Annotated in this window: 24 protein-coding genes; 3 read left to right on the plus strand and 21 right to left on the minus strand. The window is 56.5% G+C overall.

The window, feature by feature from the left end:
• Positions 1–115: 115 nt before the first annotated feature.
• From QPL95_RS08755 to leuS, 5 genes are all read right to left on the minus strand, one after another.
• Entirely contained in the window at positions 116–751 is a 636-nt protein-coding gene (locus QPL95_RS08755) for an endonuclease (RefSeq protein WP_303290605.1), read from the minus strand.
• A 189-nt stretch (positions 752–940) separates the two neighbouring features.
• On the minus strand, positions 941–1,204 hold the full coding sequence (locus QPL95_RS08760) for a hypothetical protein (protein WP_303290606.1): 264 nt from the start codon (positions 1,202–1,204) through the stop codon (positions 941–943).
• A 110-nt stretch (positions 1,205–1,314) separates the two neighbouring features.
• Positions 1,315–2,319 (minus strand): DNA polymerase III subunit delta, encoded by a 1,005-nt coding sequence (gene holA, locus QPL95_RS08765; protein ID WP_303290607.1) that lies wholly within the window; start codon positions 2,317–2,319, stop codon positions 1,315–1,317.
• Positions 2,316–2,834, minus strand: a complete 519-nt coding sequence (lptE, locus tag QPL95_RS08770) for an LPS assembly lipoprotein LptE (protein ID WP_303290608.1) — start codon at positions 2,832–2,834, stop codon at positions 2,316–2,318. Before lptE ends, holA begins: the two co-directional genes overlap by 4 nt.
• A 61-nt stretch (positions 2,835–2,895) precedes the next feature.
• Positions 2,896–5,481: a leucine--tRNA ligase gene (gene leuS, locus QPL95_RS08775; protein WP_303290820.1), complete on the minus strand. Its 2,586-nt coding sequence runs from the start codon at positions 5,479–5,481 to the stop codon at positions 2,896–2,898.
• Positions 5,482–5,957: 476 nt separating this feature from the next.
• Here leuS and QPL95_RS08780 point away from each other — a divergent pair, with 476 nt between their 5' ends.
• Positions 5,958–6,506 (plus strand): zinc ribbon-containing protein, encoded by a 549-nt coding sequence (locus QPL95_RS08780; protein ID WP_303290609.1) that lies wholly within the window; start codon positions 5,958–5,960, stop codon positions 6,504–6,506.
• A 6-nt stretch (positions 6,507–6,512) separates the two neighbouring features.
• On the opposite strand, the gene lnt is transcribed toward QPL95_RS08780, so the two are convergent.
• The 5 genes from lnt to miaB all read right to left on the minus strand — a co-directional run bounded on the left by lnt (position 6,513) and on the right by miaB (position 12,168).
• A complete protein-coding gene (lnt, locus tag QPL95_RS08785) occupies positions 6,513–8,030 on the minus strand; it encodes an apolipoprotein N-acyltransferase (protein ID WP_303290821.1) in 1,518 nt (505 codons plus the stop codon).
• Between the two features lie 19 nt (positions 8,031–8,049).
• Positions 8,050–8,895 carry an HlyC/CorC family transporter gene (locus QPL95_RS08790; protein WP_303290610.1) on the minus strand — a complete coding sequence of 282 codons (846 nt, stop codon included), beginning with the start codon at positions 8,893–8,895 and terminating at the stop codon, positions 8,050–8,052.
• On the minus strand, positions 8,892–9,365 hold the full coding sequence (gene ybeY / locus QPL95_RS08795; RefSeq protein ID WP_303290611.1) for an rRNA maturation RNase YbeY: 474 nt from the start codon (positions 9,363–9,365) through the stop codon (positions 8,892–8,894). The genes QPL95_RS08790 and ybeY overlap by 4 nt, the downstream gene beginning before the upstream one ends.
• Positions 9,362–10,348: a PhoH family protein gene (locus tag QPL95_RS08800; protein ID WP_303290612.1), complete on the minus strand. Its 987-nt coding sequence runs from the start codon at positions 10,346–10,348 to the stop codon at positions 9,362–9,364. The genes ybeY and QPL95_RS08800 overlap by 4 nt, the downstream gene beginning before the upstream one ends.
• Positions 10,349–10,821: 473 nt before the next feature.
• Positions 10,822–12,168: a tRNA (N6-isopentenyl adenosine(37)-C2)-methylthiotransferase MiaB gene (gene miaB / locus QPL95_RS08805; RefSeq protein WP_303290613.1), complete on the minus strand. Its 1,347-nt coding sequence runs from the start codon at positions 12,166–12,168 to the stop codon at positions 10,822–10,824.
• A gap of 342 nt (positions 12,169–12,510) precedes the next feature.
• Between miaB and trmH the strand changes: the two genes are divergently transcribed.
• Positions 12,511–13,245, plus strand: coding sequence for a tRNA (guanosine(18)-2'-O)-methyltransferase TrmH (gene trmH, locus QPL95_RS08810; protein WP_303290614.1), 735 nt, complete (start codon positions 12,511–12,513; stop codon positions 13,243–13,245).
• Here trmH and QPL95_RS08815 read toward each other — a convergent pair.
• The 8 genes from QPL95_RS08815 to QPL95_RS08850 all read right to left on the minus strand — a co-directional run bounded on the left by QPL95_RS08815 (position 13,242) and on the right by QPL95_RS08850 (position 19,431).
• Entirely contained in the window at positions 13,242–13,676 is a 435-nt protein-coding gene (locus QPL95_RS08815) for a hypothetical protein (RefSeq protein WP_303290615.1), read from the minus strand. The two genes, trmH and QPL95_RS08815, sit on opposite strands and share 4 nt — an antisense overlap.
• A gap of 44 nt (positions 13,677–13,720) precedes the next feature.
• A complete protein-coding gene (locus QPL95_RS08820; protein WP_244177284.1) occupies positions 13,721–14,221 on the minus strand; it encodes a nucleotidyltransferase family protein in 501 nt (166 codons plus the stop codon).
• Between the two features lie 62 nt (positions 14,222–14,283).
• On the minus strand, positions 14,284–15,300 hold the full coding sequence (locus tag QPL95_RS08825) for a nucleoid-associated protein (protein ID WP_303290616.1): 1,017 nt from the start codon (positions 15,298–15,300) through the stop codon (positions 14,284–14,286).
• Positions 15,301–15,548: 248 nt separating this feature from the next.
• Positions 15,549–15,803, minus strand: coding sequence for a Txe/YoeB family addiction module toxin (locus QPL95_RS08830; protein WP_303290617.1), 255 nt, complete (start codon positions 15,801–15,803; stop codon positions 15,549–15,551).
• A complete protein-coding gene (locus tag QPL95_RS08835) occupies positions 15,800–16,051 on the minus strand; it encodes a type II toxin-antitoxin system Phd/YefM family antitoxin (RefSeq protein WP_022989702.1) in 252 nt (83 codons plus the stop codon). The genes QPL95_RS08830 and QPL95_RS08835 overlap by 4 nt, the downstream gene beginning before the upstream one ends.
• 230 nt (positions 16,052–16,281) lie before the next feature.
• Positions 16,282–17,940, minus strand: a complete 1,659-nt coding sequence (cysN, locus tag QPL95_RS08840; RefSeq protein WP_303290618.1) for a sulfate adenylyltransferase subunit CysN — start codon at positions 17,938–17,940, stop codon at positions 16,282–16,284.
• A gap of 1 nt (position 17,941) precedes the next feature.
• Complete coding sequence (cysD, locus tag QPL95_RS08845) at positions 17,942–18,856, minus strand: sulfate adenylyltransferase subunit CysD (protein WP_303290619.1); 915 nt, start codon at positions 18,854–18,856, stop codon at positions 17,942–17,944.
• 167 nt (positions 18,857–19,023) lie between these two features.
• Positions 19,024–19,431 carry a PilZ domain-containing protein gene (locus QPL95_RS08850; protein ID WP_303290620.1) on the minus strand — a complete coding sequence of 136 codons (408 nt, stop codon included), beginning with the start codon at positions 19,429–19,431 and terminating at the stop codon, positions 19,024–19,026.
• Positions 19,432–19,751: 320 nt separating this feature from the next.
• Here QPL95_RS08850 and rimO point away from each other — a divergent pair, with 320 nt between their 5' ends.
• A complete protein-coding gene (gene rimO, locus QPL95_RS08855; protein WP_303290621.1) occupies positions 19,752–21,092 on the plus strand; it encodes a 30S ribosomal protein S12 methylthiotransferase RimO in 1,341 nt (446 codons plus the stop codon).
• 65 nt (positions 21,093–21,157) lie between these two features.
• Here the strand turns inward: rimO and QPL95_RS08860 are convergent, their stop codons facing one another.
• From QPL95_RS08860 to QPL95_RS08870, 3 genes are read right to left on the minus strand one after another with little or no spacing between them, the layout of a single operon-like run.
• Positions 21,158–21,823, minus strand: coding sequence for a carbonic anhydrase (locus QPL95_RS08860; protein WP_303290622.1), 666 nt, complete (start codon positions 21,821–21,823; stop codon positions 21,158–21,160).
• Between the two features lie 18 nt (positions 21,824–21,841).
• Positions 21,842–23,650 carry a sodium-extruding oxaloacetate decarboxylase subunit alpha gene (gene oadA, locus QPL95_RS08865; RefSeq protein WP_303290623.1) on the minus strand — a complete coding sequence of 603 codons (1,809 nt, stop codon included), beginning with the start codon at positions 23,648–23,650 and terminating at the stop codon, positions 21,842–21,844.
• A gap of 18 nt (positions 23,651–23,668) precedes the next feature.
• Entirely contained in the window at positions 23,669–25,084 is a 1,416-nt protein-coding gene (locus QPL95_RS08870) for an acetyl-CoA carboxylase biotin carboxylase subunit (RefSeq protein WP_303290822.1), read from the minus strand.
• Positions 25,085–25,134 lie beyond the last annotated feature (50 nt).

Genomic DNA, 25,134 nt, shown 5'->3' on the forward strand with positions numbered 1-25,134 from the left:
CACAGCTCTCCGAAACCTTGCGGAGCCATGGATGGCGTAGCAGAGCGTACATGGACGTATTCACAGCGTGTTTCGGAGAGCTGTACCCGCCCCCCGCATGCTCCAAAAATAGAGCTCAGAGCCGGTTAATCAAATCCGGATTGGTCACAAACGGATTCTCATTGCCCTGAATCTCGGCAACCATCCGATGCCGGGTGAGCTCCTTGTCATCCGGCGGATCCATGCGACTCCAGCCCTGAAAAACCGGAGTCGCGCCAAGCCAGGGTAAGCCATAAGTATCGACCATGTACGCCATCGTCCGGGCTACATCACCTTTAACGTGCTCTGGCGGTTCGAAAAACTGATTGCTCTCCCGGATACCACAATCATCAGTATTGATTGTCTCGCCAAGATTCTCATAGCGGGCAGTCCGACGGCGCATTTCAAGTCGCGTAGGCACAACCACCATGTTATGCATGTCAGAAACAATCTGGCGATAACGATTGTCGTGCTTGCACTGAGAATTGGTGCCGCAATCAAGAGCTGAGCGAATATCCGCCAGAGGGTAGACATACCCATCTGTCATCACAAAGCCCTTGGATTTAAACGGCACATCGCAAAAGAAAGATGTGCCGCCATCGGCGTAAAGCTTACCCCAGAATTCATTCTTGATAACGCTTTCTGGATCGCTGAAACGGGTGTTCTGGCCAATGACCAGACCGGTTGAGAGCATTAAAGCAAAGGTTGCGGGTATAGCGATGATTTTTTTCATGGAGACTTTATACCTCACAGTATACTGCTGATACCGTGGCCAGCCAGACGGCCAACTGACGGCAAAATGATCATATCGTCAAAATTATGACGACGTGTTCATTCATTACTGTGAAGTATGACACAGGGGCGGTGGTACGAAAGCCCCCGTGCGTGGTTTGATGTGTATATTTGTTAACCAGTTTGCGTTTTATTTCAATTTGTTGCGAATGTTCTCGTAACCGGTTTTCAGTTCCTCACCAAGTTTCCTGGCGGTTTCTCTGGCTTCCTGACTGGCATTTTCCGCATCATGAAGTACCTGGTCCAGCTTGGAGCGAAACTTGTCCCAGTCTTGCTCCAGGTCGTCCCATTCGTCTTTAACGTCTTCTCTGGCAAGGTGAAGTTGAACCCTTGCTTCGTCCCGGTATTGCTTGATTTTGTCGGATAGCTTGTTGAACTCTTCTTGCAGGCTCATGGTCGTTCTCCTTCCTTGATGAGTTGGAGTGAATACAATGCGCCTGATTGTAAAAAAGTGTCAATAGCATGGTGAGCGCCGGATCTCGTTGGCTTGATGCAAGTCAGTCTTTACAGGCCGGAAAGGAGAGCCGAGAGCTCTCGGAGGTGGTGCCAGGGCGAAAGGCCGCCAAAGCCTTTTGCAGCCCGATCGGTAACGCTGCAGAGCTTGATGGCCTGATGCAGTTGCTGGATGCTCAATCGCCGGGCAGCTTGCTGGATGGCAGAGGCTCGCCTGGGCTGGAATACGCCCCTCTTCTTCAGGAATCCGGCCGGATTGTCTCCGGCCGGAAGCGCTGTCTTCAGTTCAATGACCAGATGAATGTCGCGAATCAACACGCTGAGGAGGCCTAACGGGTTCTCACCTTCCTGCTGCAAAACGCCAATGATCTTGCCGGCATGAGCCACTTTGCCTGCGAGTAGCTCGGGCACCAACTCGAAACCGCTAAAACGGGCGCTGTCCTGAACGGCAAGTTCGATGGTTTCTTCATCGATGGTCTTGCCGTCGGTCAGCAGCGCAAGCCGGTCAAGCTCCTGGCTGGCCGCCAGCAGATTGCCTTCGAGCCGCTCCGCTAACATGGCCAGGGCACCTCGGGTAAAGTGCAGTCCCTTGTGGTTGGCCCGTTGCTGCAGCCAGCCTGAAAATTTTTCGGGCTCAACCGGCCATAGTGGCACATGTACTCCGGTGCCCTGTAACTCCTTGTACCACTTGCGTTTGGTTTCTGCGGCATCAAGCCGGGCACTGATCAGAAGCAGAACGACATCCTCTGGTGGGGACTGCAGAATCTGCTCCATGACTTTTCTGCCATCGCCGAGCTTGCCGGTAGGCAGGTGAATTTCGATTCGCCGCTTCTCAGCAAATAAAGACAGCGCGTTGCACTCATCTGCAATGGTGTTCCAATCCAGCTGATGGTCGGCATGGTAGGTGATTCGATCCTGGAATCCTGCGTCTTTGGCGGCTTTGCGTACCTGGTCGCAACACTCCTGAACCAGCAGCGGCTCATCACCGGAGATCAGGTAAACCGGTGCCAGGCCTTTTTTCAGTAACTGGGGGAGCTGGCCAGGTTGAGTTTTCATGGTGAGCCAGCAGCGTCCTGGCTGGCTGCGTGAGCTTCAATCGCGGCATCTATTCGTTCCCGGGTCATCGGCGCAAGTCGAAATATGACTTGCTGTGCCAGCCGGTCACCCAGCTGCTGGCGAAGCTCCTCTTCTTCCCGTTGTTTCGCCAGTACATTGGTTTCATCGTAGCGGTAGGTTTCGCTGGCAGACAGATCCGTTGCCGCAATAAGGGGAACCCGGTCAGTGGTCATAAGCTCAATGGTGACGGTGTGGCGCAGAATATATTCCGCAGCTGCAGCCTGGGCGGTAATTGCTGATGCTCTCCGATCTTGCTGATAGCGCCCGAGCCGCAACAGGTAGTCGGCCTCTGTCGCGGGCTTGAGCTCAATGCCGCCCAATGACAGCTGTTCCCTTACAGACTGGCAGAACCGCCCTGGCAGGGAGTCAGGGCACTCCACCGCCAGAGGTTGCAAGGCTGCCGGAACCGGAGACGTGCCCCGCAACTGAAAACCGCAACCCGCAAGGGTAGTCATGGTCAGTACCAGTAAAAACGGTAACTTAAGCCTGTTCAGTGCGGAGGGCGCCCAGCGCATATCAGTTTGCTACCACGTTGACCAGTTTGCCTGGAACAACGATGACTTTCCGGACGGTCTTGTCTTCGGTGAAGCGCATGACGTTTTCGTTTTCCAGAGCCAGCTTCTCCAGGTCGCTTTTGCCGATATCAGCCGGGACGCTGACCTTGGCCCGTACCTTGCCATTCACCTGGAGTACAACCTCGATTTCGCTGCGCACCATGGCGTTCTCGTCTGCGATTGGCCAGCCGGCATCAACAACGGTTTCGGTGTGCCCAAGCGCGTGCCAGAGATTGTGGCAGATGTGCGGAACAATCGGTGACAACACCAGTACCGCCACGTCCAAAGCCTCCTGGCGAACCGCACGGCTTTGTGGTTCCTCATCCGTCAGCTTGCTGACGTCATTGAGCAGTTCCATAACGGCGGCAATGGAGGTGTTGAAGGTGAGTCGGCGACTGATGTCGTCGCTGACCTTGGCAATGGTTTCGTGGGTCTTCCTGCGCAGGTCTTTCTGGGCGTCTGTCAGGCTGGCCGCATCGAGTACTGGCACGTTGCCGCCGGCCGTGTGTTCATTGACCAGACGCCAGAGCCGCTTCAGAAAACGATGCGCACCCTCCACGCCGCTGTCAGACCACTCCAGGGATTGTTCAGGAGGTGCGGCAAACATCATGAACAGGCGCACGGTGTCGGCGCCGTGCTGATCAATAATGGACTGGGGGTCGATGCCGTTATTCTTCGACTTGGACATTTTGGTGACGCCGCCGATCTCAACCGGCTGACCGTCGGTGTTCAGTACGGCACGGATAACCTGGCCCTTGGCGTCCCGCTCAACGGTGACGTCGGCAGGGTTAAACCAGGTCTTGCCGCCGTTGTCTTCATCCCGATAGTAGGTTTCGGCCAGCACCATGCCCTGGCACAACAAGCGGTTAAAGGGCTCAGAGCTGTCGACCAGGCCGACGTCCCGCAGCAGCTTGTGGAAGAAGCGGGCATACAGCAAGTGCAGAATGGCATGTTCAATACCGCCGATGTACTGGTCAACCGGCAGCCAGTAATTGGCTGCTGCCGGGTCGAGCATACCCTTGTCGTAATTCGGGCTGCAGAATCGGGCGTAATACCAGGACGACTCCATGAAGGTGTCGAAGGTATCGGTTTCAAGAGTGGCCGGCTGACCGTTGTATTCGGTCTTGCACCAGTCCGCGTCTGCTTTGATGGGCGACTGAACGCCGTCCATTTCAACATCTTCTGGAAGGCGGACCGGCAGCTGGTCGTCTGGTACCGGCATTTCGGTACCATCTTCCAGGGTCATCATCGGAATCGGAGCGCCCCAGTAACGCTGGCGCGACACGCCCCAGTCCCGCAGGCGATAGTTTACCGTGCGTTTGCCAATACCGCTGTCTTCCAGATAGCTGGCGATTTCTTCAAAGGCTTCTTCACTGGTCAGCCCGCTGTACTTGCCGGAAGACACCAGGAATCCTTTTTCAGTGAACGCCTTTTCCTGAACATCAATATCGCGGCCGTCGTTCGGCGCAATTACTTGTTTGATGGGCAGCTTGTACTTGAGTGCGAACTCGTGATCGCGGTCATCATGACCGGGTACGGCCATCAGGGCGCCTGTGCCGTAATCGGTCAACACAAAGTTGGCAATCCAGACAGGGACCTCTTCCTGTGTCAGCGGGTTGATCGCCTTGAAACCGGTGTCGATGCCTTTCTTTTCCATGGTGGCCAGCTCGGCTTCGGCCACCTTGCTGTTACGGCATTGCTCGACAAACTCGGCAACATCGAGATGTCGCTCGGCGGCTGCTTTGGCCAGCGGGTGCTCTGCCGCCACAGCCATGTAACTGACACCCATCAGGGTATCCGGGCGGGTGGTGTAAACGGTCATGCCTTCATCGCGATCTTTCAGGGGGAAGGTCAGTTCAGTCCCCACTGACTTGCCGATCCAGTTCCGCTGCATGGTTTTGACTTGTTCCGGCCAGTCTTCCAACTGGTCCAGATCCTCCAGCAGCTGGTCAGCGTACTCAGTGATGCGAATAAACCACTGGGGAATCTTCTTCTGCTCAACCAGGGCGCCGGAGCGCCAGCCTCGACCATCAACAACCTGCTCGTTGGCCAGAACGGTCTGATCGACGGGGTCCCAGTTGACGGTAGACATCTTCTTGTAGACCAGGCCTTTCTCGTACAGGCGGGCGAAGAACCACTGCTCCCAGCGATAATATTCGGGATCGCAGGTGGCCAGCTCGCGGCCCCAGTCGTAACCGAAACCCAGTTGCTTGAGCTGCTTTTTCATGTAGTCAATATTGGCCCGGGTCCACTTGGCCGGTGCGGACTTGTTGGCAATGGCAGCGTTTTCCGCGGGCAGACCGAAGGCATCCCAACCCATGGGCTGCATCACGTTTTTGCCCTGCATTCGCTGGTAACGGGAGATCACGTCGCCGATGGTGTAGTTGCGGACGTGGCCCATGTGCAGCTTGCCGCTGGGGTAGGGGAACATGGACAGGCAGTAGTACTTTGGCTTGCTGGGATCGTCCTTAACTTTGAAGGTCTGGTTGGTTTCCCAGAAGTCGCGGGCGGTCTGTTCTACATCACGTGGGTTGTATTGCTCGTCCATTCCAGCCATTACCAAAATTAACCTGTATCAGAATGATGTTCGAAAGGGGCGGTTATTCTAACGTACCCAAGGCCTAACAGGTAGTCTGCCAATTTGGCTGACTTGTGCCAGACTTCTGATATTGGCGTGGTGTCTTTTTATGGAGAAAGGCAACGGCCGGTGAGGCCTCCTGAGACACGCCGTAAACCCGTCCGTGGGGGCTTGAGCGCAGCGTCCCTGCTGCGCACAGTCTCAGGAGGCCTCACCGGCCGTTGCCCCGGGGCACTGTCGGGGATTCCGATGAATCCACGCCTGCTGTTGGGGGAGGCAGAGTGCGGGTGTGTTTTCCGGGACTGTCTGCAGCAGGGATGCTGCAGTCAAGCGTACACGGACGTATTCACAGCGTGTCCCGGAAAGCGCACCCGCACTCTGGCTCTTGCACCATAAAGCGAAGTCAGGAATTGAGTACTTGGCCAACTATAGAGCGAGACGAGTCCATGACAACACCAGAACGCAGTCACCTTTCAGGTAAAGCCCTTGAGGCTTATGACAGAATGCTTGAACGGGTTCAAACCCGCTTGCATGAACTTCAGGAAACGTCCCTTCAGACCCTGGAAGAGGAAGTTCAGAAGGCCGTTGAATTCGAGTACGAACTGGAAGAAATGACCCGTGAAGAGGCCGACCTGCTGGGAGCGTACCTCGAACGAGACCTTGAGCATCTGATGCAATTTGTGGAAGAAACCGGGGAGGGCCTCAAAGAGTGGCTCCAGCTGGATATTTCCCTGCTGGAACAAACCTTGGCGGATCGTTTGCTATCAGTGGCTGACAAAACACTGGTGGACACCCTCGAGCTCTCCCAAAAGCTCGAGAATGAAGATGTCGGGCACTACATATCCGGAGAGGTGGCCACCGCTGGCATGTTCCGCTGCCTGAACTGCAGCCATATGCTGTGCCTGACAAAAACCAGCCATTTGCACCCCTGCGAGGCCTGCGGCTCACACTACTTTGAAAGAGTGACCAGCCGATGGCCGCCCAAAGCGATGTAATGTTTGTCAGTTTTTGGGAATCACCCGTTCCCGAACGAAGACAATCAGGATCAGGGCCAGGGTCAGCACTGGCCATGAGCCGGTTTGCATATAGGGTGTGCTGCCTTTTGCGGTAAATACTTCGCCGGTCAGTACCGCCCGCTGAAACTGGGGAATGCGTTCGGTGATGTCACCTTTTTCATTGATAATGGCCGTTACGCCGTTGTTGGTGCCACGAAGCATATAGCGGCCTGTTTCCAGCGCTCTCATTCGCGCAATCTGAAGGTGTTGCAGAGGGCCGAGTGAATCCCCGAACCAGCCGTCATTGCTTATCGTCAGCAACAGTCCGGAATGGCGAGCGTTGAATGCGACGAAGTCCGGGTAGGCGACTTCATAGCATATGTATGGCATCACGTTGATTCCGTTAGCCTGCAGTGGCGACTGGTTATCCGGACCGGGGGAAAAGCTGCTCATGGGCAGGTCAAAAAAACCGATCAGGCCCCGTAATAACCCCTGCAGCGGCACATATTCACCGAAAGGAACCAGCTTCTGTTTGTGGTAAATGCCACTGCCATTACCGATCGCCATGATGCTGTTGTGGAAGGTGTTGTCTTCGATGCGTTCACTGTAGCCGTACCACGGAATGCCAGTAATCAGGGTGCTCTGGTCGCCCAGTCGATCCTGGATGTGGGCGATGATCTGGCCAGCCTGGTCCTGGGGAATGGGGATGGCGGTTTCCGGCCATAGAATAATGTCTTTTTGCCAGTGCTCCTCAGTCATGCCCAGATAAGCCACGATCTGATCCCGAAGAAAATCCGGATCCCACTTGATCTGCTGAGGTATGTTGCCCTGCATAGTCGCGAAGGTCACCGGGTCCTTGCTGAGCTCTGTCCAGTCCGCCTGCTTCACTGCGGGCGCCGCAAACCAGGGGATAAGTGCGAGAATCAGCGTTGCGATGGCGGGTTTTGTTCGGGATGCCCTTGACATCCACCAGACTGCATAGGCCGCAGCCCCCGTTGCAACCACCCAGAAGGTAACGCCGTGAACGCCCAGAACCGGTGCCAGACCGCCCAAAGGGCCATCCGTATGGGCGGTGCCCAGATAAAGCCACGGAAAGCCGGTTAGCAGCCAGCCCCTGAGCCAGTCACCCAATACCCAGATGGCAGGGAACAGAATCAGGCGCCGAATCTGGCTTTGTTTTGCCAGCTTGCCCCAGAACCAGAAGGCCAGAGCATGGAACAGGGCCAGCCCGGCAACAAACAGCACCATGAGTACGATGGCGATGGGTATGGAGGTGTTCCCATGCTCGCTGATACTGACATAGATCCAGCTGGCTCCGGAGGCAAAAAGCCCCAGGCCGACCAGCCAGCCGGATCGGAATAGCTTCTCCGATGCCTGATTCAGGGTGATCAGTAAGATGAGAAAGGCAGACACCGGCCCCAGCCACCACAAGTGAAAGGGTGAAAAGGTGAGAGTCTGCAGGGCGCCGGCGACCAGAAGCGTCGCTGCGCCGAACCAGGGGTTGGCGGTAACGTTAAGGTTCAGCGGGTGGCGTAAACGGGCTTCATGGTTCACTTCGGGTTACCTGCAGCAGACGGATGACTCGGTTATCAGCGTTGGCAATAGTAAACTGCAAGCCGCCGAATTCAACCGCTTCGCCCCGTCTGGGCAGGTGACCAAACTCTTTCAGAACCAGGCCGCCGATGGTGTCGAACTCTTCTTCGTCCATGGTGGTTTCGAAAAAATCGTTGAAGTCATCAATCGGAGTCACAGCCTTGACTGCGTAGGTGCCGTCGCCCCGGGCCTTGATGTGGGTTTCTTCGTCGAAGTCGTGTTCGTCTTCAATCTCGCCGACGATCTGTTCCAACACGTCTTCAATCGTGATCAATCCGGCGGTACCGCCGTACTCATCCACCACAATAGCCATGTGATTGCGGTTTTCTTTGAACTCTTTGAGCAATTGGTTCAGGCGCTTGCTCTCAGGTACGAAGGTGGGCGGGCGAAGAATTTCGCGGATGCGAGGCCAGACAAGCTCGTTGTTCAGCGCAAGCGGAAGCAGATCCTTTGCCAGCAGAACACCAATCACGTCATCCTGGCTTTCGCCAATCACCGGGAAACGGCTGTGGGCGGAGGACATGATTTCAGGCAAGAATTCTTTCGGTTCCTGAGAGGCTTTGACGGTGATCATCTGAGAGCGGGGGATCATTATTTCATCGACCCGCATGTCGATCACCTGCATGGCACCCTCGATGATGCTCATGGAGTCGGTATCAATAATGCTCTGGGATTCGGCATCCCGCAGAATTTCCAGTACGTCCTCTACGGACTCCGGCCCACTGGAAAAGGCCTGTGATATACGCTCCAGCCAGGACTTACCGCCCTGACTGCGACTCGACTGATCGTCGCTCATGAGTCTTGTTCCGTTTCCTCTGCTTCGTAAGGGTTGATAAATCCGAGCTGCGCAAGCAGTCGGATCTCGAGGGCTTCCATGACCTCGGCATCATCGTCTTCAATATGATCGTAGCCCTGGAGGTGCAACATGCCATGCACCACCATGTGAGCCCAATGGGCGACAGGGGCTTTATGCTGTTCCCGCGCCTCATTTTCAACAACCGGCGCGCAAATCACGAGATCTCCGGCCAATGGCATCGTTATACCCGGTGGTGCTTCAAATGGAAAGGACAAAACATTGGTGGGTTTGTCTTTTCCCCGGTATTGAAAGTTCAAAGCCTGGCTCTCTTCAGCACCAACAATACGAATCGTGACCTCCGACGGATCCTCGCCCTGCCACGCAAGCTCAGCCCAGGCCTGAAGTTGCGCTTCGTCCGGAACGCCGGAGCCTTCAAAGGCATCCTGAAAATCAACGCTCAGCCTGCTCATTGGTTTTTGTTGCTCACGTCGTCCAGGGAATCGTAGGCCTCGACAATGCGCTGAACCAGCGGATGACGCACCACGTCTTTCGATTCAAACCGGGTAAAGCCGATGCCTCGCACCTTGCTCAGAACCCCTGCGGCATGAATCAGCCCCGAGTTCTGGCCGCGTGGCAGGTCGACCTGGGTGGTGTCGCCGGTGATCACAGCGGTGGAGCCAAAGCCAGTGCGGGTCAGGAACATCTTCATCTGTTCCCGGGTGGTGTTCTGGCTTTCGTCCAGGATGATAAACGAGTTGTTGAGCGTGCGACCACGCATAAAGGCCAGCGGTGCAATCTCGATCACGCTTTTCTCAATCAACCGGGTAACCTGTTCAAAGCCGAGCATTTCGTAAAGCGCGTCGTATAGCGGCCGAAGGTAAGGATCCACCTTCTGGGCCAGGTCGCCGGGCAGAAAGCCTAGTTTCTCACCGGCTTCCACCGCCGGGCGTACCAGCAGGATGCGTTTCACCTGTTCGTCTTTTAGCGCCTCTACCGCGCAGGCGACGGCCAGCCAGGTCTTGCCGGTGCCCGCGGGCCCAATACCGAAGTTGATATCGTGTGTGCGGATGCTGTGCACATACTTCTGCTGGTTTTTGCCGCGGGGCTTGGCGGTCAGTTTGGGGGTTTTGATGATGGTCACCTGCCCGTCGTCGTAGGGCACATCATCAGGCAGTCTTTCCAGCCCGGTCTCGCGGATGTAAAGGTGCACGGTATCGGGCCTTATGTCGCTGGTGGCTTCGGTTTCCCGATACATATGTCGGATAACTTCGGTGGCGGCAGCGACGTTTTCGGTGTGCCCCTCAACCCGGAAGTGGTGGCCACGGCGGCCCACTTTTACCTGCAGACGCTTTTCAATCATCTTCAGGTGTTCATCAAACTGACCGCACAGCGTGGTCAGCCTTCTTTGGTCTACTGGGTGCAGGTCAAATTGTCTGCTGTCTTGAGTGTTCAATCTTGCTCCGTCTGGTTTGCTCCTGGCCTGGGTGCTTGGGCCGGAGTTTGCATTTCTGTGTTTGGTGCCTGGGTTGAGGGCTGGTGGGGCTTTCCAAAAAGCGCCCGTAAATACGTCCTTGTAGGGCTTCGTCGCGCCATCCTTGGCGCTCCAGATTTTTGGAAAGCCCCACCAGCCCTCTCCTTATCTAACTAATGTGCAGGCCCGCAGGGTTAAAAACAAGTAGGCGCTGATGCATAAGTTAACGAGAGACTTTGCCCCACTCTGAGGCGCCCATTTTTGTAGGCATGCCATTCCATTGTCGGACGGAGGTGGGTTGGAGGGGCCTCCCAAAAATGTGCGGAGCCATGGATGGCGGAGCCCAAGCGTCACATGGATGTGCCGAAGGAGCGTTTTTTGGGAGGCCCCTCCAACCTGCCTCCCCACGCCAAGCCCAGAGCAAATGGGGGCAGGCTATAGGCCAAACTCCAAAATCAGAACAGCTCAGAGTTAACCGGAACCCCGCGCAATGAATTGGCGTAGGCCTGGACGATTTCGACATCGACAAAATGGCCGACCACCTCAGGGTTGTCGTGGCGGAAATTGACGATCCGGTTGTTCTCTGTGCGGCCGGAGTATTCGCCAGGATCTTTCTTGGACAGGCCCGTGACCAGAATCCGCTGGGTGCTGCCGACCATCTTGCGACTGATGTCCATCACCTGCTGGTTGATCCGGTCCTGCAAAATCGACAACCGCTGTTTTTTGACGTCCATCGGCGTGTCATCCGGTAAATCCGCCGCCGGTGTGCCCGGGCGGGCGCTGTAGACGAAACTGAATGAGGCATCGAAACCGATATCGTTGATCAGCTTCATGGTGTCTTCGAAGTCTTTGTCGGTTTCTCCCGGAAAGCCAATGATAAAGTCCGACGAAAAGCTGATATCTGGCCGAATCTTGCGCAAACGGCGCAGTTTGGATTTGTACTCCAGCGCAGTGTGGCCGCGTTTCATGGCCGCCAGAATCCGATCGGAGCCACTTTGTACCGGAAGGTGCAGATGGCTGACCAGCTCCGGCACCCGCTCGTAGATTTCAATCAGGGCATCGCTGAATTCCACCGGGTGAGACGTGGTGTAGCGGATGCGGTCGATGCCGTCGATGGAGGCAATCAGTTCGATCAATTCTGCCATGTCCATGACATCGCCGTCGTGGGTTTCGCCACGGTAGGCATTGACGTTCTGGCCCAGCAGGTTCACCTCACGTACACCCTGGCTGGCCAGGTGAGCGACCTCGGCAATCACGTCGTCGACCGGCCGGCTGACTTCTTCGCCGCGGGTGTAGGGCACTACGCAGAAGGTACAGTATTTGCTGCAGCCTTCCATGATGGAGACAAAGGCCGAGGGGCCGTCTGCGCCGGGGTCGGGCAGGTTGTCGAATTTTTCGATTTCCGGAAAGCTGACATCGACCACGCCGACGCCGTTACCCTTCGTGCGCACTTCGGTGATCATGTCCGGCAGGCGGTGCAGGGTTTGTGGGCCGAATACCATGTCGACAAACGGCGCCCGATCGATAATGGCCTGGCCTTCCTGGCTGGCGACACAACCACCAACGCCGATGATCAGTTCGGGCTTTTTGCTTTTCAGCTTTTTCCAGCGGCCAAGCTGGTGAAACACTTTGTCCTGGGCTTTTTCGCGAATGGAGCAGGTGTTCAGCAGGAGGATGTCGGCGTCATCAGGCGAGTCGGTCATTTCGACGGCTTCGCCAGTTTTGAGCAGATCAGCCATGCGGGCGGAGTCGTACTCGTTCATTTGGCAGCCGTGGGTTTTGATGAACAGCTTTTTGGCCATGGGTCTCACGTAGTTTGGTGTGTTGGCGCCGGGGTGGTGTGGGGCGCTGGCAAAAATTGACTGCGTATTATAACGGGGTGCCTAAACTTCAACCACCGTTGTCTCGGTATTCCTCATTTGGCTCTGTGCTATTATTCGTTGCTTCTGTGCAAGAAGGCTTTTGGGCTGGGCTTTCCAAAAACCGCTACGAGCACATCCATGTGCGCTTCTCTCAGGCCATCCATGGCCTTCGAAATTTTTGGAAAGCCCAGCCCAAAAGCCTTCCCCAACTGTTGGAGCTGGAATCTCGAAAGACATAAAGCTGCTCCATGACCGCTCCGCAAACTGACCGAATTTTGAAAAATGACCCCTGAACGCCTTGCCCGAATCAAACAAGTCCTCAACACCCGTCAACCCGACCTGCGGGTGCTGACGGATCAGGTACACAAACCCAGAAACCTCTCGGCCATCATCCGGTCCTGTGATGCCTTTGGCCTGGCCAATATGCACGTGGTCTGGCCCAAGGAGGGTTTTCGGGCGTTTCGCAAAACAGCCGGCGGCAGTTTTCACTGGGTGACGACGCACACCCATCCCACCATGGATAACGCGGTGACCGAGCTGAAGGCGCAGGGGCACAAGCTTTATGCCGCGCAGTTATCAGACCGGGCGGTGGATTTTCGGGAGGTGGATTTCACTGTGCCGTGCACCATTATCATGGGTAACGAAGTGGATGGTGTGAACCCGGTGACCGCCGAGCAGGCGGATGAGCATATCGTGATTCCGATGATGGGGATGGTGGAGTCGCTGAATGTGTCCTCGGCCTGCTCGATTATTCTCTCGGAGGCTCAACGGCAGCGAAAGCTGGCGGGTATGTTTGATCAGCGGCGGATGCCGGATGACGAATACAACCGCCTGCTGTTCTGTTGGTGCCAGCCCACGGTGAAGCGCTACTGCGACGACCGCAACCTGCCGTATCCGCCCATCGACCACGAAACCGGTGAGTTAATCGACGGGGTAGGCTGGATGCAGGAGGTCAGAAAAATAAGGGCGAATCGCCCGAGATGGGATGAGCAGCCGGAGAATATCGAAGCAGGCTAGTCTTGGTGGACTAGTACTCCAACCTGTTTCTCGAGCTCGCTCGCAAATTCTGTCAGCACGCTGATCTTGGAGTGCGCCGTGATCAGCGCATCAAATAATGTCTGAGCGTTCTCGATGTACTCGTGGATCATTTGGTTGCGTAACTGCCTGAGTGCAATCCATTGCTCAGAAGATTCAAGCCAACCGTACTTCTCGGCTTTTTCGAGGTTGAATAACAGAGCCTGTTTGGGTTCGCCCAAGGCTATTAACAACGCGGGAAGTAGTTTATCTCCCAGGGTGTCTTGCAGTCGGCAAAAGCGGCTGGTGAAGGCTTCGACCTTCATTGCCAGCTCAGGGTTTGAGTCCAGTGTTTCAACCGCCTGAAAGGGTAAAACTGGATCAAATACCTGTTGTGCGGCGTAGTTCAGGTGCTTGATTTCCTTGTCAATCACTCGGCTCAAAAATTTGAGCCTTTCCTGCACTTCTGGTGATACCTTCACAGAGCAATTCCTTGTGCCCGGGCAATTTGGTGAATTACGGCTCGCTCAAGATTTGGAGCATCCAATAGAATGTCAATCTTTCGGTCGCCTAGCTGTTTGATAATTTTGGCCTGAAGTCTGGCTACATCCCAGGCAGGGTGGTCTGCTACTTCGTCGATAGTGACCAGCAGGTCGATGTCGCCCCCTCTGGCTGTGTCATCGGCGCGCGACCCAAACAGGGCCACTCTGGCGCCCGGGCCAAAAATCTCCCTGACAGAGGCTTTGATAACAAGTACCTCTTCAGCCGTTAACCTCACAGTGACGCCCCCCTTGTTAACTCCGCCATTATCCAACCATGGAGACAAGCATAGACTTTCCCGATCAGACTGACCATCGTCGTAGTGTTCCCCATAGAATCCGAAACCTAAGCGGTCAGTATGGAGCAATGCCGGTGCGGGGTGGGTGAAGCTTTTTTCTGCCGGAAAAAGATGTCTGAGCGAAGCGAGTTGTTTTTCCAAAGAAAAAAGCTTCACCCACCCCGCGACGCGCCCCCAAAACCAGCAGGCTAGGAAAGCACAACTCAGTCCTCGCGGGCTTCCAGGTACCGCTGCAGCTGCTCCCGCAACGCCTTGGGCAGGCGGGTAATGGTCAGGGCGTCTTTGTCACGGTCATAGTAAACGGCTTGGTTCACCAAGTCCGACGAGAAAGACACGCTCATACCCCCACCAGAGCCGGCAATGCGCACCAGTTTCTTGACCTTGCGGTGGTCCGGGTGCAGCACGCCGGTTTCGGGCATTTCCGCGTTCTTGCTGGCGAATTCCTTGAAGCGTTCGGGCTGGCTTTCGTCCAGGTAGCTCGACAGCGCCTCGATGGCGACCGGCTCGCCGAGGGCGTGCTGGTCTTTGCAGAACTCGTAGGCCTTGGCGCGGACTTCACCGGCCTTTTCCGGTTCGCTGGACTTGGCGAAGGCTTCCACCGCATCCAGAAAGGTCATGGTCTCTTTTTCTACGTCCACGCTGTTGGTGAACGCGCACAGGCGCAGGAACAATTCGCCTGGGTCGCCGGTGCCGCGGGCGTGGACGACGGTCATGTAGTTGTCACTGGTGTTTTCATTACGCCATTCGTCCAGTTCGATTCGGACGGCGAGGTTCAGGCGGGACAGGCTCAGCACGTCCGTGGCGTCCAGTTTCTGGCTGCCGTCAAAACGCATCGCGCCGTCGGTTTCGAGGATGAACAGGTAGACCACTTCCGAATCTGCCAGGGCGTCGTGAACCACCATCAGGTGGCCAGCGAATTCTTCCTGGCTGCCGTTGAGCAGTTCCTGCCACTGGCCGAACAGGCGGTCGGTCATGGCGGCGAAGGTTTGTTTGTCTTCCAGGTAGTCTTTGAGCCAGGCGCTGAACGGGCATTCGCCGATGTCGTCCGAGAAGCGGCCGTACTTCTTGCCGGGCTTGCTGTTAAACAGGCGCTTCATTTGCTTGTGCAGGGCTTCGTAATCGCCACCGGGCTCCTGCTGAGCCTCGCCGGCAACAAGGCGGGCGGGCTGGCCCGGCTGGTACTGGCTGGCGAAGGCGGTGCGCAGGTGTTTGATGGCCATGGTGTTCAGCTCCTGTGGTTAATCTTGGTGGCGGGGGATTTTGCCATGGTTCGGCGTGGGATTCATTGTAGCTTTCGAGTTGTGGGGGCGGGTCGCGGGGTGGTGGTTTATTTTTCTTTGGAAAAACAACTCGCTTTGCTCAGACATCTTTTTCCGGCAGAAAAATAAACCACCATCCCACGACCGGCAGACAATTTGAGTGAAGTCGGCTTTTTCTGGAACTGCTGAGGATAAGGGGGTGTTTGCTGTCAGTAGTGATATCGGAGCTGGGCGATGAGTAGGGCGTCTTCGGTGACTTTGTAGACCATGCGGTCTTCTTCGTTAATCCGGCGTGACCAGTAACCGGCGAGGTTGTGCTTTAGTGGCTCCGGCTTGCCGATGCCTTCGAAGGGCCCCCGCATGGTCGCCTTGATAAGTTTGTTGATGCGACTAACGACCTTTTTGTCAGTTCTCTGCCAGTACAAATAGTCTTCCCAGGCGTGCTCGGAGAAGATGAGTTTCATTCAAGAAGATCCTTTTCCTGACCGCCGCCTTGTTCCAGCTCAGCGACGGATTCCAGCAATCGGCGGGCGTTTTTGGGTGCCCGTAGCAGATAGGCGGTTTCCTGCAGTGCTTCGTAATCCTCCAGCGAAATCATCACCACAGACTGGGCCTTGCTCCGGGTAATAATCACCGGTGAGTGGTCTTCACAAACCTGCTCCATGGTTTTCGCCAGATTACTTCTTGCAACGGTATAGCTGATAGCGTCCATAAAATATACCCTGTACAGAATGCTGTACTGTACAGGATACTGTGCAGGCTAAAAAGTGGCAACCACCAACAAACAGTTGGATTACAGAACCCCCTAAAAATCTCTGCCGGCGTCGGGGTGGGGGATGGTTTTCTGCCGGAAAAAGATGTCTGAGCGAAGCGAGTTGTTTTTCCAAAGAAAACCATTCCCCACCCCGGCAGCCCGCCCGCCAAGGATGGGGAATCAAGAGCTTAAACCCGCTGACTCCGACCCAGTTCCTGCAAAAGCCCGGCAACGGCAGCCGGAATATCGGCCTCCGAATCAGCCGAAACACCGGCATTGGCAATGTCAGTACCCAGGTTTACCGCCACAGCCACCAGCCCATGGGAAGTCAGCAGCTGAGCCACGCGCCGGCGTTCGTCGGCGTCGCCTGTGTTTTCTTCGGACACCACCACCGCCGTCTTGCCCTGGTCAAACAAAGCCCGCTCCACGGCCAGGGCCAGTTGTGGGGCCTGTTTTCCGGTGCAGGCGATGATCGCCGGTTTCTGGGCCAGGCGACGTTCGCGTTCTTCCGGGGTGACCGGGTCCAGCGATTCCAGGCCATCGGTTAAACCGGCGATCATGCCTGCGCCCACGGTGACGTTGGTCAGACGGTCGATGACAATGAAACTGCCGGTGGCGTGGTTGCGCTGGTAAGTGTCGAACGCGATGGGCTGGTTCAGGGTCAGTTCACACAGGCCGATTTCGTTGAGCTGCAGCTGGCTTGGATTCGGGTTTTGCTCCAGGGTGTTTACGTCGGTCTGATGGTGAATCTTCTTCACCGTACCAGAGGTAAACGTGGGCCCCAGTTTGATGTCGTACAGGCGGCCGGTTTCCAGCGGCGCGTCGATCATCCACACCAGGTTGGCGTTGAAACGGTTGTGCACCTCTGGCTCGTCTTCTGCCTTCACCAACATGTCGCCGCGGCTGATGTCGATTTCATCTTCCAGGGTCAGGGTGACCGCCTGGTCGATACAGGCTTCGCTCAGGTTGCCGTCAAACGTAACAATTTCTTTGACCTTGCTGGTGCGGCGTGACGGCAGGGCCATCACGGTGTCGCCCGGGCGGATTACGCCGGAGGCAATGGTGCCGCAGAAGCCCCGGAAGTTGAGGTTGGGGCGAGTGACGTACTGCACCGGGAAGCGGAAATGCTCCAGGTTCTTGTCCCGTGAGACCTCCACGGATTCCAGGATTTCCATCAGCGGCTGGCCGGTAAACCAGGGCGTGTTGTCGCTCTTGTTCACCACGTTGTCGCCGTCCAGGGCGGAAATCGGCACGAAGCGGATATCCTTCAGGCCCAGCTTGGTGGCAAAGGCCAGGTACTCGTCGCGGATTTCATTGAAGCGCTCTTCGCTGAAGTCCACCAGGTCCATCTTGTTCACCGCCACCACAATATGTCGAATGCCCAACAGCGAGGCGATGAACGAGTGGCGGCGGGTCTGGGTCATTACGCCGTGGCGGGCGTCGATCATCAGTATCGCCAGTTGCGCGGTGGAGGCGCCGGTGGCCATGTTGCGGGTGTACTGCTCGTGGCCCGGGGTGTCGGCGATGATGAATTTGCGCTTGTCGGTGCTGAAGTAGCGGTAGGCCACATCAATGGTGATGCCCTGTTCACGCTCGGCCTGCAGGCCGTCTACCAGCAGGGCCAGGTCCAGTTTTTCGCCGGTGGTGCCCATCTTGGCACTGTCGGTTTTCAGGCTGGCCATGTGATCTTCGTAGATCATTTTGGTGTCGTGCAGCAGGCGGCCAATCAGGGTGCTTTTGCCATCGTCCACGCTGCCGCAGGTGAGTAGACGCAGCAGCTGTTTGTTCTCATGTTGTTTCAGGTACGCCAGAATATCGTCGGCGATCAGTTCAGACTGGTGTGACATCTCAGAAGTACCCTTCCCGCTTTTTCTGTTCCATGGAGCCGGCCGAATCGTGATCGATCACGCGGCCCTGTCGTTCGGAGCTGGTGGCCAGCAGCATTTCCTGAATGATTTCAGGCAGCGTGTCCGCCTCAGACTCAATAGCGCCGGTGAGTGGGTAGCAGCCCAGGGTGCGGAAGCGCACCGATTTCATCATGGGTGTTTCACCTTCCTTCAGCGGCATGCGGTCGTCATCCACCATGATCAGGGTGCCGTCGCGCTCGACGACTGGGCGCTTGGCGGCGTAGTACAGAGGCACGATGTCGATGTTTTCCAAATAGATGTACTGCCAGATATCCAGTTCCGTCCAGTTCGACAGTGGGAATACGCGGATACTCTCGCCCTTGTTAACCTTGCCGTTGTAGAGATTCCAGAGCTCCGGGCGCTGGTTTTTCGGGTCCCAGCGGTGGTGCTCGTCGCGGAATGAATAGACCCGCTCTTTGGCCCGTGACTTCTCTTCGTCCCGGCGGGCGCCGCCGAAGGCTGCATCGAACTTGTACTTGTCCAGGGCCTGTTTAAGGGCCTGGGTTTTCATCATATCGGTGTGCTTGGCGCTGCCGTGCGTGAAGGGGCCAACGCCTTGCCTAACGCCTTCTTCGTTGGTGTGGACGATCAGGTCCAGGCCGTATCGGCTCACCTGCTTGTCACGAAACTCAATCATCTCCCGGAACTTCCAGGTGGTGTCTACGTGCATCAGGGGGAAGGGCGGCTTGCCCGGGTAAAAGGCTTTCAGAGCCAGGTGCAGCATCACGGCGGAATCTTTGCCGACGGAGTAGAGCATCACCGGGTTATCAAACTCGGCCGCAACTTCCCGGATTATGTGGATGCTCTCGGCTTCCAGCTGTTTCAGATGGGTAAGGTTATATGTGGTCATGGTCATCCGTTGCCGCGCAGGCCTTATGATGGCTGTAAATCAGATGACCAACTATAACAGGGGGGTGTAGGGTATAAGAAGGACGCTGGTAAGAATTTTAGATTCTAACAATATAGCAGCGGACAGAGGCTGAGCTGCCGTGCGGTTGGCGCAGGAAGTGCCTGGTGTTCTTTTTAGGCAGACGGTTGCTCGTTTCTGGCGTCGGCCAATAATTTCGCAACGTATTGGTCTACGTAGTTAAAACCGTTGCCTTCAAAGGTGGAAAACTGGAGCCCTACCTGGAAATCGTTCCTGGCAATTCGGCGCATGTGCACAATTTTGCCCTCAGCCTCTACAGTGACCGGTTGAGTCGGGAGTACGGGAACGGAAAAGCGAGCCTTTACGCCAACCAGGTTTCCGGGAGCGGGTGGCCGCATGTCGGGTACCAGTTGTTTGGCGGTTTCCTGGTCGCAGTCAATCATGACACCGGTGCGGGAAATGTTGGAAACCTTGCAGGTAAGATGGCATCCATCGGATTTTTCGATCGTAATCTCGGTTGAAACATCCACACGCTGCTGGTTTCGCAGATTCGGCTTAGTCATAAGGGGCTTCATGTTCACTCTTCTGGCATGTGAAGTATCAAAAGTCGTCGCCTTTCCCATAATGCCTTCCATAAAAAGTGCGTAACTCGTTGAAAGTTTAGATGATCAAAAAGTGAACAGCAAGAATTCTGCACACAATTGTGACAGTTCTGAGAAAAAAAGATGAACACGACGTCACAAATTGAATCGCTCGGTGCCGGAAAATCCGTACTATTCGCGGCAATAAGTGCTGTATGGGTGGCTGCAGTTGAGGCTGCGCTGAGGTAAAATCGCGACCACATTCATCAGGAGCTTTGCTCCGGGATTCCTGCAGAACCGTTATGACCGAGAAAACAGAAAACACCGCCAAGGGCGGAAAAGTAGGCTTTATCAGCCTGGGTTGCCCGAAGGCACTGGTTGATTCCGAGCGCATTCTTACTCAGCTGCGCCTGGACGGGTACGACGTGGTGCCCACCTACAACGACGCCGATATCGTGGTGGTAAACACCTGCGGCTTCATTGACGCCGCCAAGCAGGAATCTCTGGACGCCATCGGCGAGGCCATCAGCGAGAACGGCAAGGTTATTGTAACTGGCTGCATGGGCGTAGAAGCAGACAAAATCCGCGAAACCCACCCCGGTGTGCTGGCGGTTTCCGGCCCCCAGGCCTACGAAGAAGTCGTGGGCGCGGTGCACCAGTTTGTGCCCCCGAATAAAAACCACGACCCGTTTGTGGACCTGGTGCCGCCACAAGGCATCAAGCTGACCCCGCGCCATTATGCCTACCTGAAGATTTCCGAGGGCTGTAACCACAGCTGCACCTTCTGCATCATCCCGGACATGCGCGGCAAACTGGTCAGCCGTCCCATCGGCGATGTGATGGACGAAGCCCAGCGGTTGGTGGATGCCGGCGTCAAAGAGTTGCTGGTGATTTCCCAGGACACCTCGGCGTACGGTGTGGATATTAAATACCGTACCGGTTTCTGGCAGGGGCGCCCGGTCAAAACCAAGATGCAGGCGTTGTGTGAAGCACTCGGTGAGATGGGCGTATGGGTGCGCCTGCACTATGTCTACCCGTATCCCCATGTGGACGACATTATCCCGTTGATGGCGGAAGGCAAGATCCTGCCGTACCTGGATATCCCGTTCCAGCACGCCAGCCCAAAGGTGCTCAAGGCCATGAAGCGGCCGGCCCACGACAGCAAAACCCTGGAGCGTATCAATAAGTGGCGGGAAATCTGCCCGGAACTGACCATTCGCTCCACCTTTATTGTCGGCTTCCCCGGTGAAACTGAAGAAGACTTCCAGTACCTGCTGGACTGGCTTGACGAAGCCCAGCTGGATCGCGTGGGGGCGTTCACCTACAGCGCGGTAGAGGGCGCCAAAGCCAATGAGCTGGAAGGTGCGGTGCCGGAAGACGTAAAAGAGGAGCGCCTGGCCCGGTTTATGGAGAAGCAGGCGGAGATCTCGGCAGCTCGCCTACAGGCCAAAATTGGCAAGACCATCGAGGTATTAATCGACGAAGTAGATGAGGAAGGCGCTATTGGCCGTTCCAAGGCAGATGCCCCCGAGATCGACGGCATGGTATACCTGAATGGCGTCACCGATGTGGAGCCCGGGCAGATTGTTCGGGCATTGGTTGAGCACGCGGATGAGCACGATCTGTGGGCAACACCCGCCTGAGCCCCTCAGCCTCGGAATGAACAACAAAGCCCCGGAACTCCGGGGCTTTGTTGTTCTGGTTCGGCTCAGTCTTTGCCGACTCGGGAAATGATGTCCGCGTAGTATTCGTTGAAGTTCTTGAACTCCATGCTATCGCGACCGCAGCAGCGGATATTTCCGGATTTGATGTCGTACACCCAGCCGTGAATCTCGATCTTTCCGGTAGCCAGTTTGGCGGCTACCACGGGGTGCGTGCGCAGGTGTTGAACCTGTTGCAGCACATTTTCTTCGATGGCTTCATTCAGGTACTTGGGGTCCAGCCGCTCATCGCTGGCAATGTTATGGCGTTCACGGACAATCTCCATGGCCGAGCGGCAATGACCCAGCCACTCTTTTACGTGGGGCAGGCCCTTAAGGGCCGGGATATCCAGTGCGCCCTTGATGGCACCGCAGTCGGTGTGGCCGCAGACGATGATGTGCCGCACGCCGAGCACCGCCACAGCATATTCGATGGAGGCGGTCATGCCCCCGGTTTCGTTGCTGTGGGGCGGTATCACGTTGCCAGCGTTGCGGCAGATGAACAGGTCGCCCGGGTTTGAGCCGGTCACCATGTTCGGATCGATGCGGGAGTCCGAGCAGGTGAAAAACAGCACGTCCGGGTTCTGGCTGTCTGCCAGGGCGCCAAACAGGTCTTTGTGTTCCGGATAGACGTTTTTCCGAAAATCCAGTACGCCTCGAACAATGTGGTCCATGGTTTCTCCTTGTGCCGGTCAGGCAATTTCGATCAATACTTCGCCCGGGGTAACCCGGTCGCCCTTGGTGACGTGAACCGCCTGCACGGTGCCGTCTACGCTGGAGTGGATTTCAGTCTCCATTTTCATGGCTTCGGTAATCAGCACGGCTTGGCCAGAGCTCACGGTGTCGCCTTCCTGGACCAGCACATCCACCACATTACCCGGCATGGTGGTGCTTACATGTCCCGGATCAGTGGCCCGCTTTCGGCCGCTGCCGCCCGCTGCGGCTTCATACTCATTGAGCGACTCAAACACCACCTCCTGTGGCATGCCGTCCAGTGACATGTACAGCTTGCGTTTGCCGGGGCCGGAGGCACCTGCGCCCGTAACCGCGACCTCGTAGCTTTCTCCGTGCACTTCGATGCGGAATTCCGTGGCCACCGCAGTGCCCAGCCGATCCCGGCCTTTGTGTTCGGTTGGCTGCAGCTCTTCCGGCTGCAGCGTGCCGTCGTTGCGTTGCTGCAGGAACTCCCGGCCCAGGTCGGGGAACATGGCGTATGTGAGCACATCTTCTTCACAGCTTGCCAGTCGACCAATGTCGGTTCGCAGTTTGTCCAGCTCAGGGCTGAGCTGGTCCGCCGGCCGGCCTTCATTGACGGTTTCATTACCGATGGCTTTTTTCTGTACCTCGGCGTTCACTTCCGCGGGTGGGTGGCCGTAACCCCCCTGGAGATAGCGCTTCACTTCGTTGGTGATGGTCTTGTAGCGCTGGCCCGCCAGTACATTGTAGACCGCCTGGGTGCCGACAATCTGCGAGCTGGGTGTTACCAGTGGAGGATACCCCAGATCCGCCCGTACACGGGGTATTTCGGCGAAGACATCCCGGATCTTGTCGAGGGCATTCTGCTCTTTGAGCTGATTGGCCAGGTTGGACATCATGCCGCCCGGCACCTGATTGATCTGTACCGAGACATCTTCCCGGGTGAATTCGCTTTCAAACTGGTGATACTTCTTGCGCACCTCCCGGAAGTAGTCGGCAATCTCGCTCAATAGCTCCAGATCCAGCCCGGTGTCATAGTCCGTATCTTTCAGAGCAGCTACTTGCGATTCGGTCGCTGGATGGCTGGTGCCGTTGGCAAAGGATGAAATGGCGGTATCGATCCGGTCCGCACCGGCTTCGATGGCCTTGAGCTGGCACATGGCTGCGAGGCCAGCGGTGGCGTGGCTGTGAATCACCAGGGGAAGGTCCACGTCGGATTTGATGGCTTTTACCAGGTCATAGGTGGCATAGGGCGTCAGCAGGCCAGCCATGTCCTTGATGGCAATGGAGTCTGCGCCCATGGCTTTGAGCTCCTGGGCCTGCTTAACAAACAGCGCCGGGGTGTGCACCGGGCTGGTGGTGTAGCAGATGGTGCCCTGGGCGTGCTTGCCGGCTTTCTTTACCGCTTTCATCGCGGTTTCCAGGTTGCGCAGGTCGTTCAGGGCATCAAACACCCGGAACACATCGATGCCGTTGTCGGCGGCCTTCTGCACAAACGCCTCCACTACGTCATCGGCGTAGTGTCGGTAGCCCAGCAGGTTCTGGCCCCGCAGTAGCATCTGCAGGCGGGTGTTAGGCAGAGCCTGGCGCAGCTGGCGCAGGCGCTCCCAGGGGTCCTCTTTCAGGAAGCGTACGCAGGCATCGAAGGTGGCGCCGCCCCAGACTTCCAGGGACCAGTAGCCTACTTGATCCAGCTTGTCGCAGATCGGCAGCATGTCTTCGGTGCGCATGCGGGTGGCAATCAGGGACTGGTGTGCATCACGAAGGATCACGTCTGTTACTTCAATTTTTTTGGTATTGCTCATGTTCAATCCTCCTGTGGATTACCAACCGGCGTGGGCGGCGATCGTAGCGGCAATGGCCAGCGCAATTTCACTGGGATGACGTTTGGCGGAATAATTCAGCAGTTCCGGGTGGCTCGGCACAAAGCTGGTATCGAAGAGGCCCTTGCGGAAATCCGGGTGGTCCAGTATCTGCTGGTAATAGTTAGCGGTCGTGGTGATGCCGTGCAGGCGCATGTCATCCAGGGCTCGCTTGCCCCGGGCGATTACTTCGTCCCAGGTCAGCGCCCAAACCACCAGTTTCAGGCACATGGAATCGTAATAAGGTGGAATCTCGTAGCCGGTGTAGATCGCGGTATCCACCCGCACGCCGGGCCCGCCCGGCGCGTAGTAATGGGTGATGCGCCCGAAGCTGGGCAAGAAATCGTTCTTCGGATCTTCGGCGTTGATCCGGAACTGCATGGCGTAACCTCGATAGGAAATGTCTTCCTGTCGGTAACTCAGGGGCAGCCCGGAGGCAATTCTCAGCTGCTCCCGCACAATGTCTACCCCTGTGATGGCTTCGGTGATGGTGTGCTCCACTTGCACCCGGGTATTCATTTCCATGAAATAGACTTCGTTGCCGGTGAGCAGAAACTCTACGGTGCCAGCGTTCTCGTAGCCCACCGCTTTAGCAGCCTTCACTGCCAGGCCACCGATGTACTGGCGTTGCTCCGGAGTGAGCTGTGGGCTGGGGGCAATCTCGATCAGCTTCTGATTGCGGCGTTGGATGGAGCAGTCCCGCTCGAACAGGTGAATGGCATTGCCCTGGCTGTCGGCCAGCACCTGCACCTCGATGTGGCGCGGGTTCACAATGCACTTCTCCATAAACACCTCGGCGGATCCGAAAGCCTTGGTGGCCTCGGAAATCACCCGGGGATACTGAGTTTTCAACTCCTCTGGAGAATCACACCGACGAATGCCCCGGCCACCACCACCGGAGGTGGCTTTCAGCATCACCGGATAGCCGATCTCGCTGGCCAGCTTCAGGGCCTCGTCCAGGTCTGTCAGGTTACCTTCGGAGCCTGGAGTGATGGGCACTCCGGCCGCTCGCATACTGTCGCGGGCCTGGGTCTTGTCCCCCATCTTGTGAATGACATCGGATTTCGGGCCGATAAACGTCAGACCCTGTGCCTCGCACAATTGCGCAAAGCGGGCGTTTTCAGACAAAAAACCGTAGCCCGGATGAATGGCGTCGCAGCCGGTTTCCAGGGCCAGATTGACAATGCGGGCCGGGTCCAGGTAGCCGGCCAGTGGGTCTTCCCCGAGCGAGTAGGCTTCATCTGCTCGCTTTACATGCAGGCCGTAGCGATCAGGCTCGGTGTAGATCGCGACTGAACGGATGTTCATCTCGGCACACGCCCGCACAATGCGCACGGCAATCTCGCCACGGTTGGCGATCAGTACTTTTTTCAACATGGGCTTCGGCATGGGCGATTCCTCGTCTCGTCGTCCCGATTGAAGGTGTT

Origin of the sequence: Marinobacter sp. SS5-14b, assembly GCF_030541005.1 — a bacterium.
Classification (GTDB): Bacteria; Pseudomonadota; Gammaproteobacteria; order Pseudomonadales; family Oleiphilaceae; genus Marinobacter.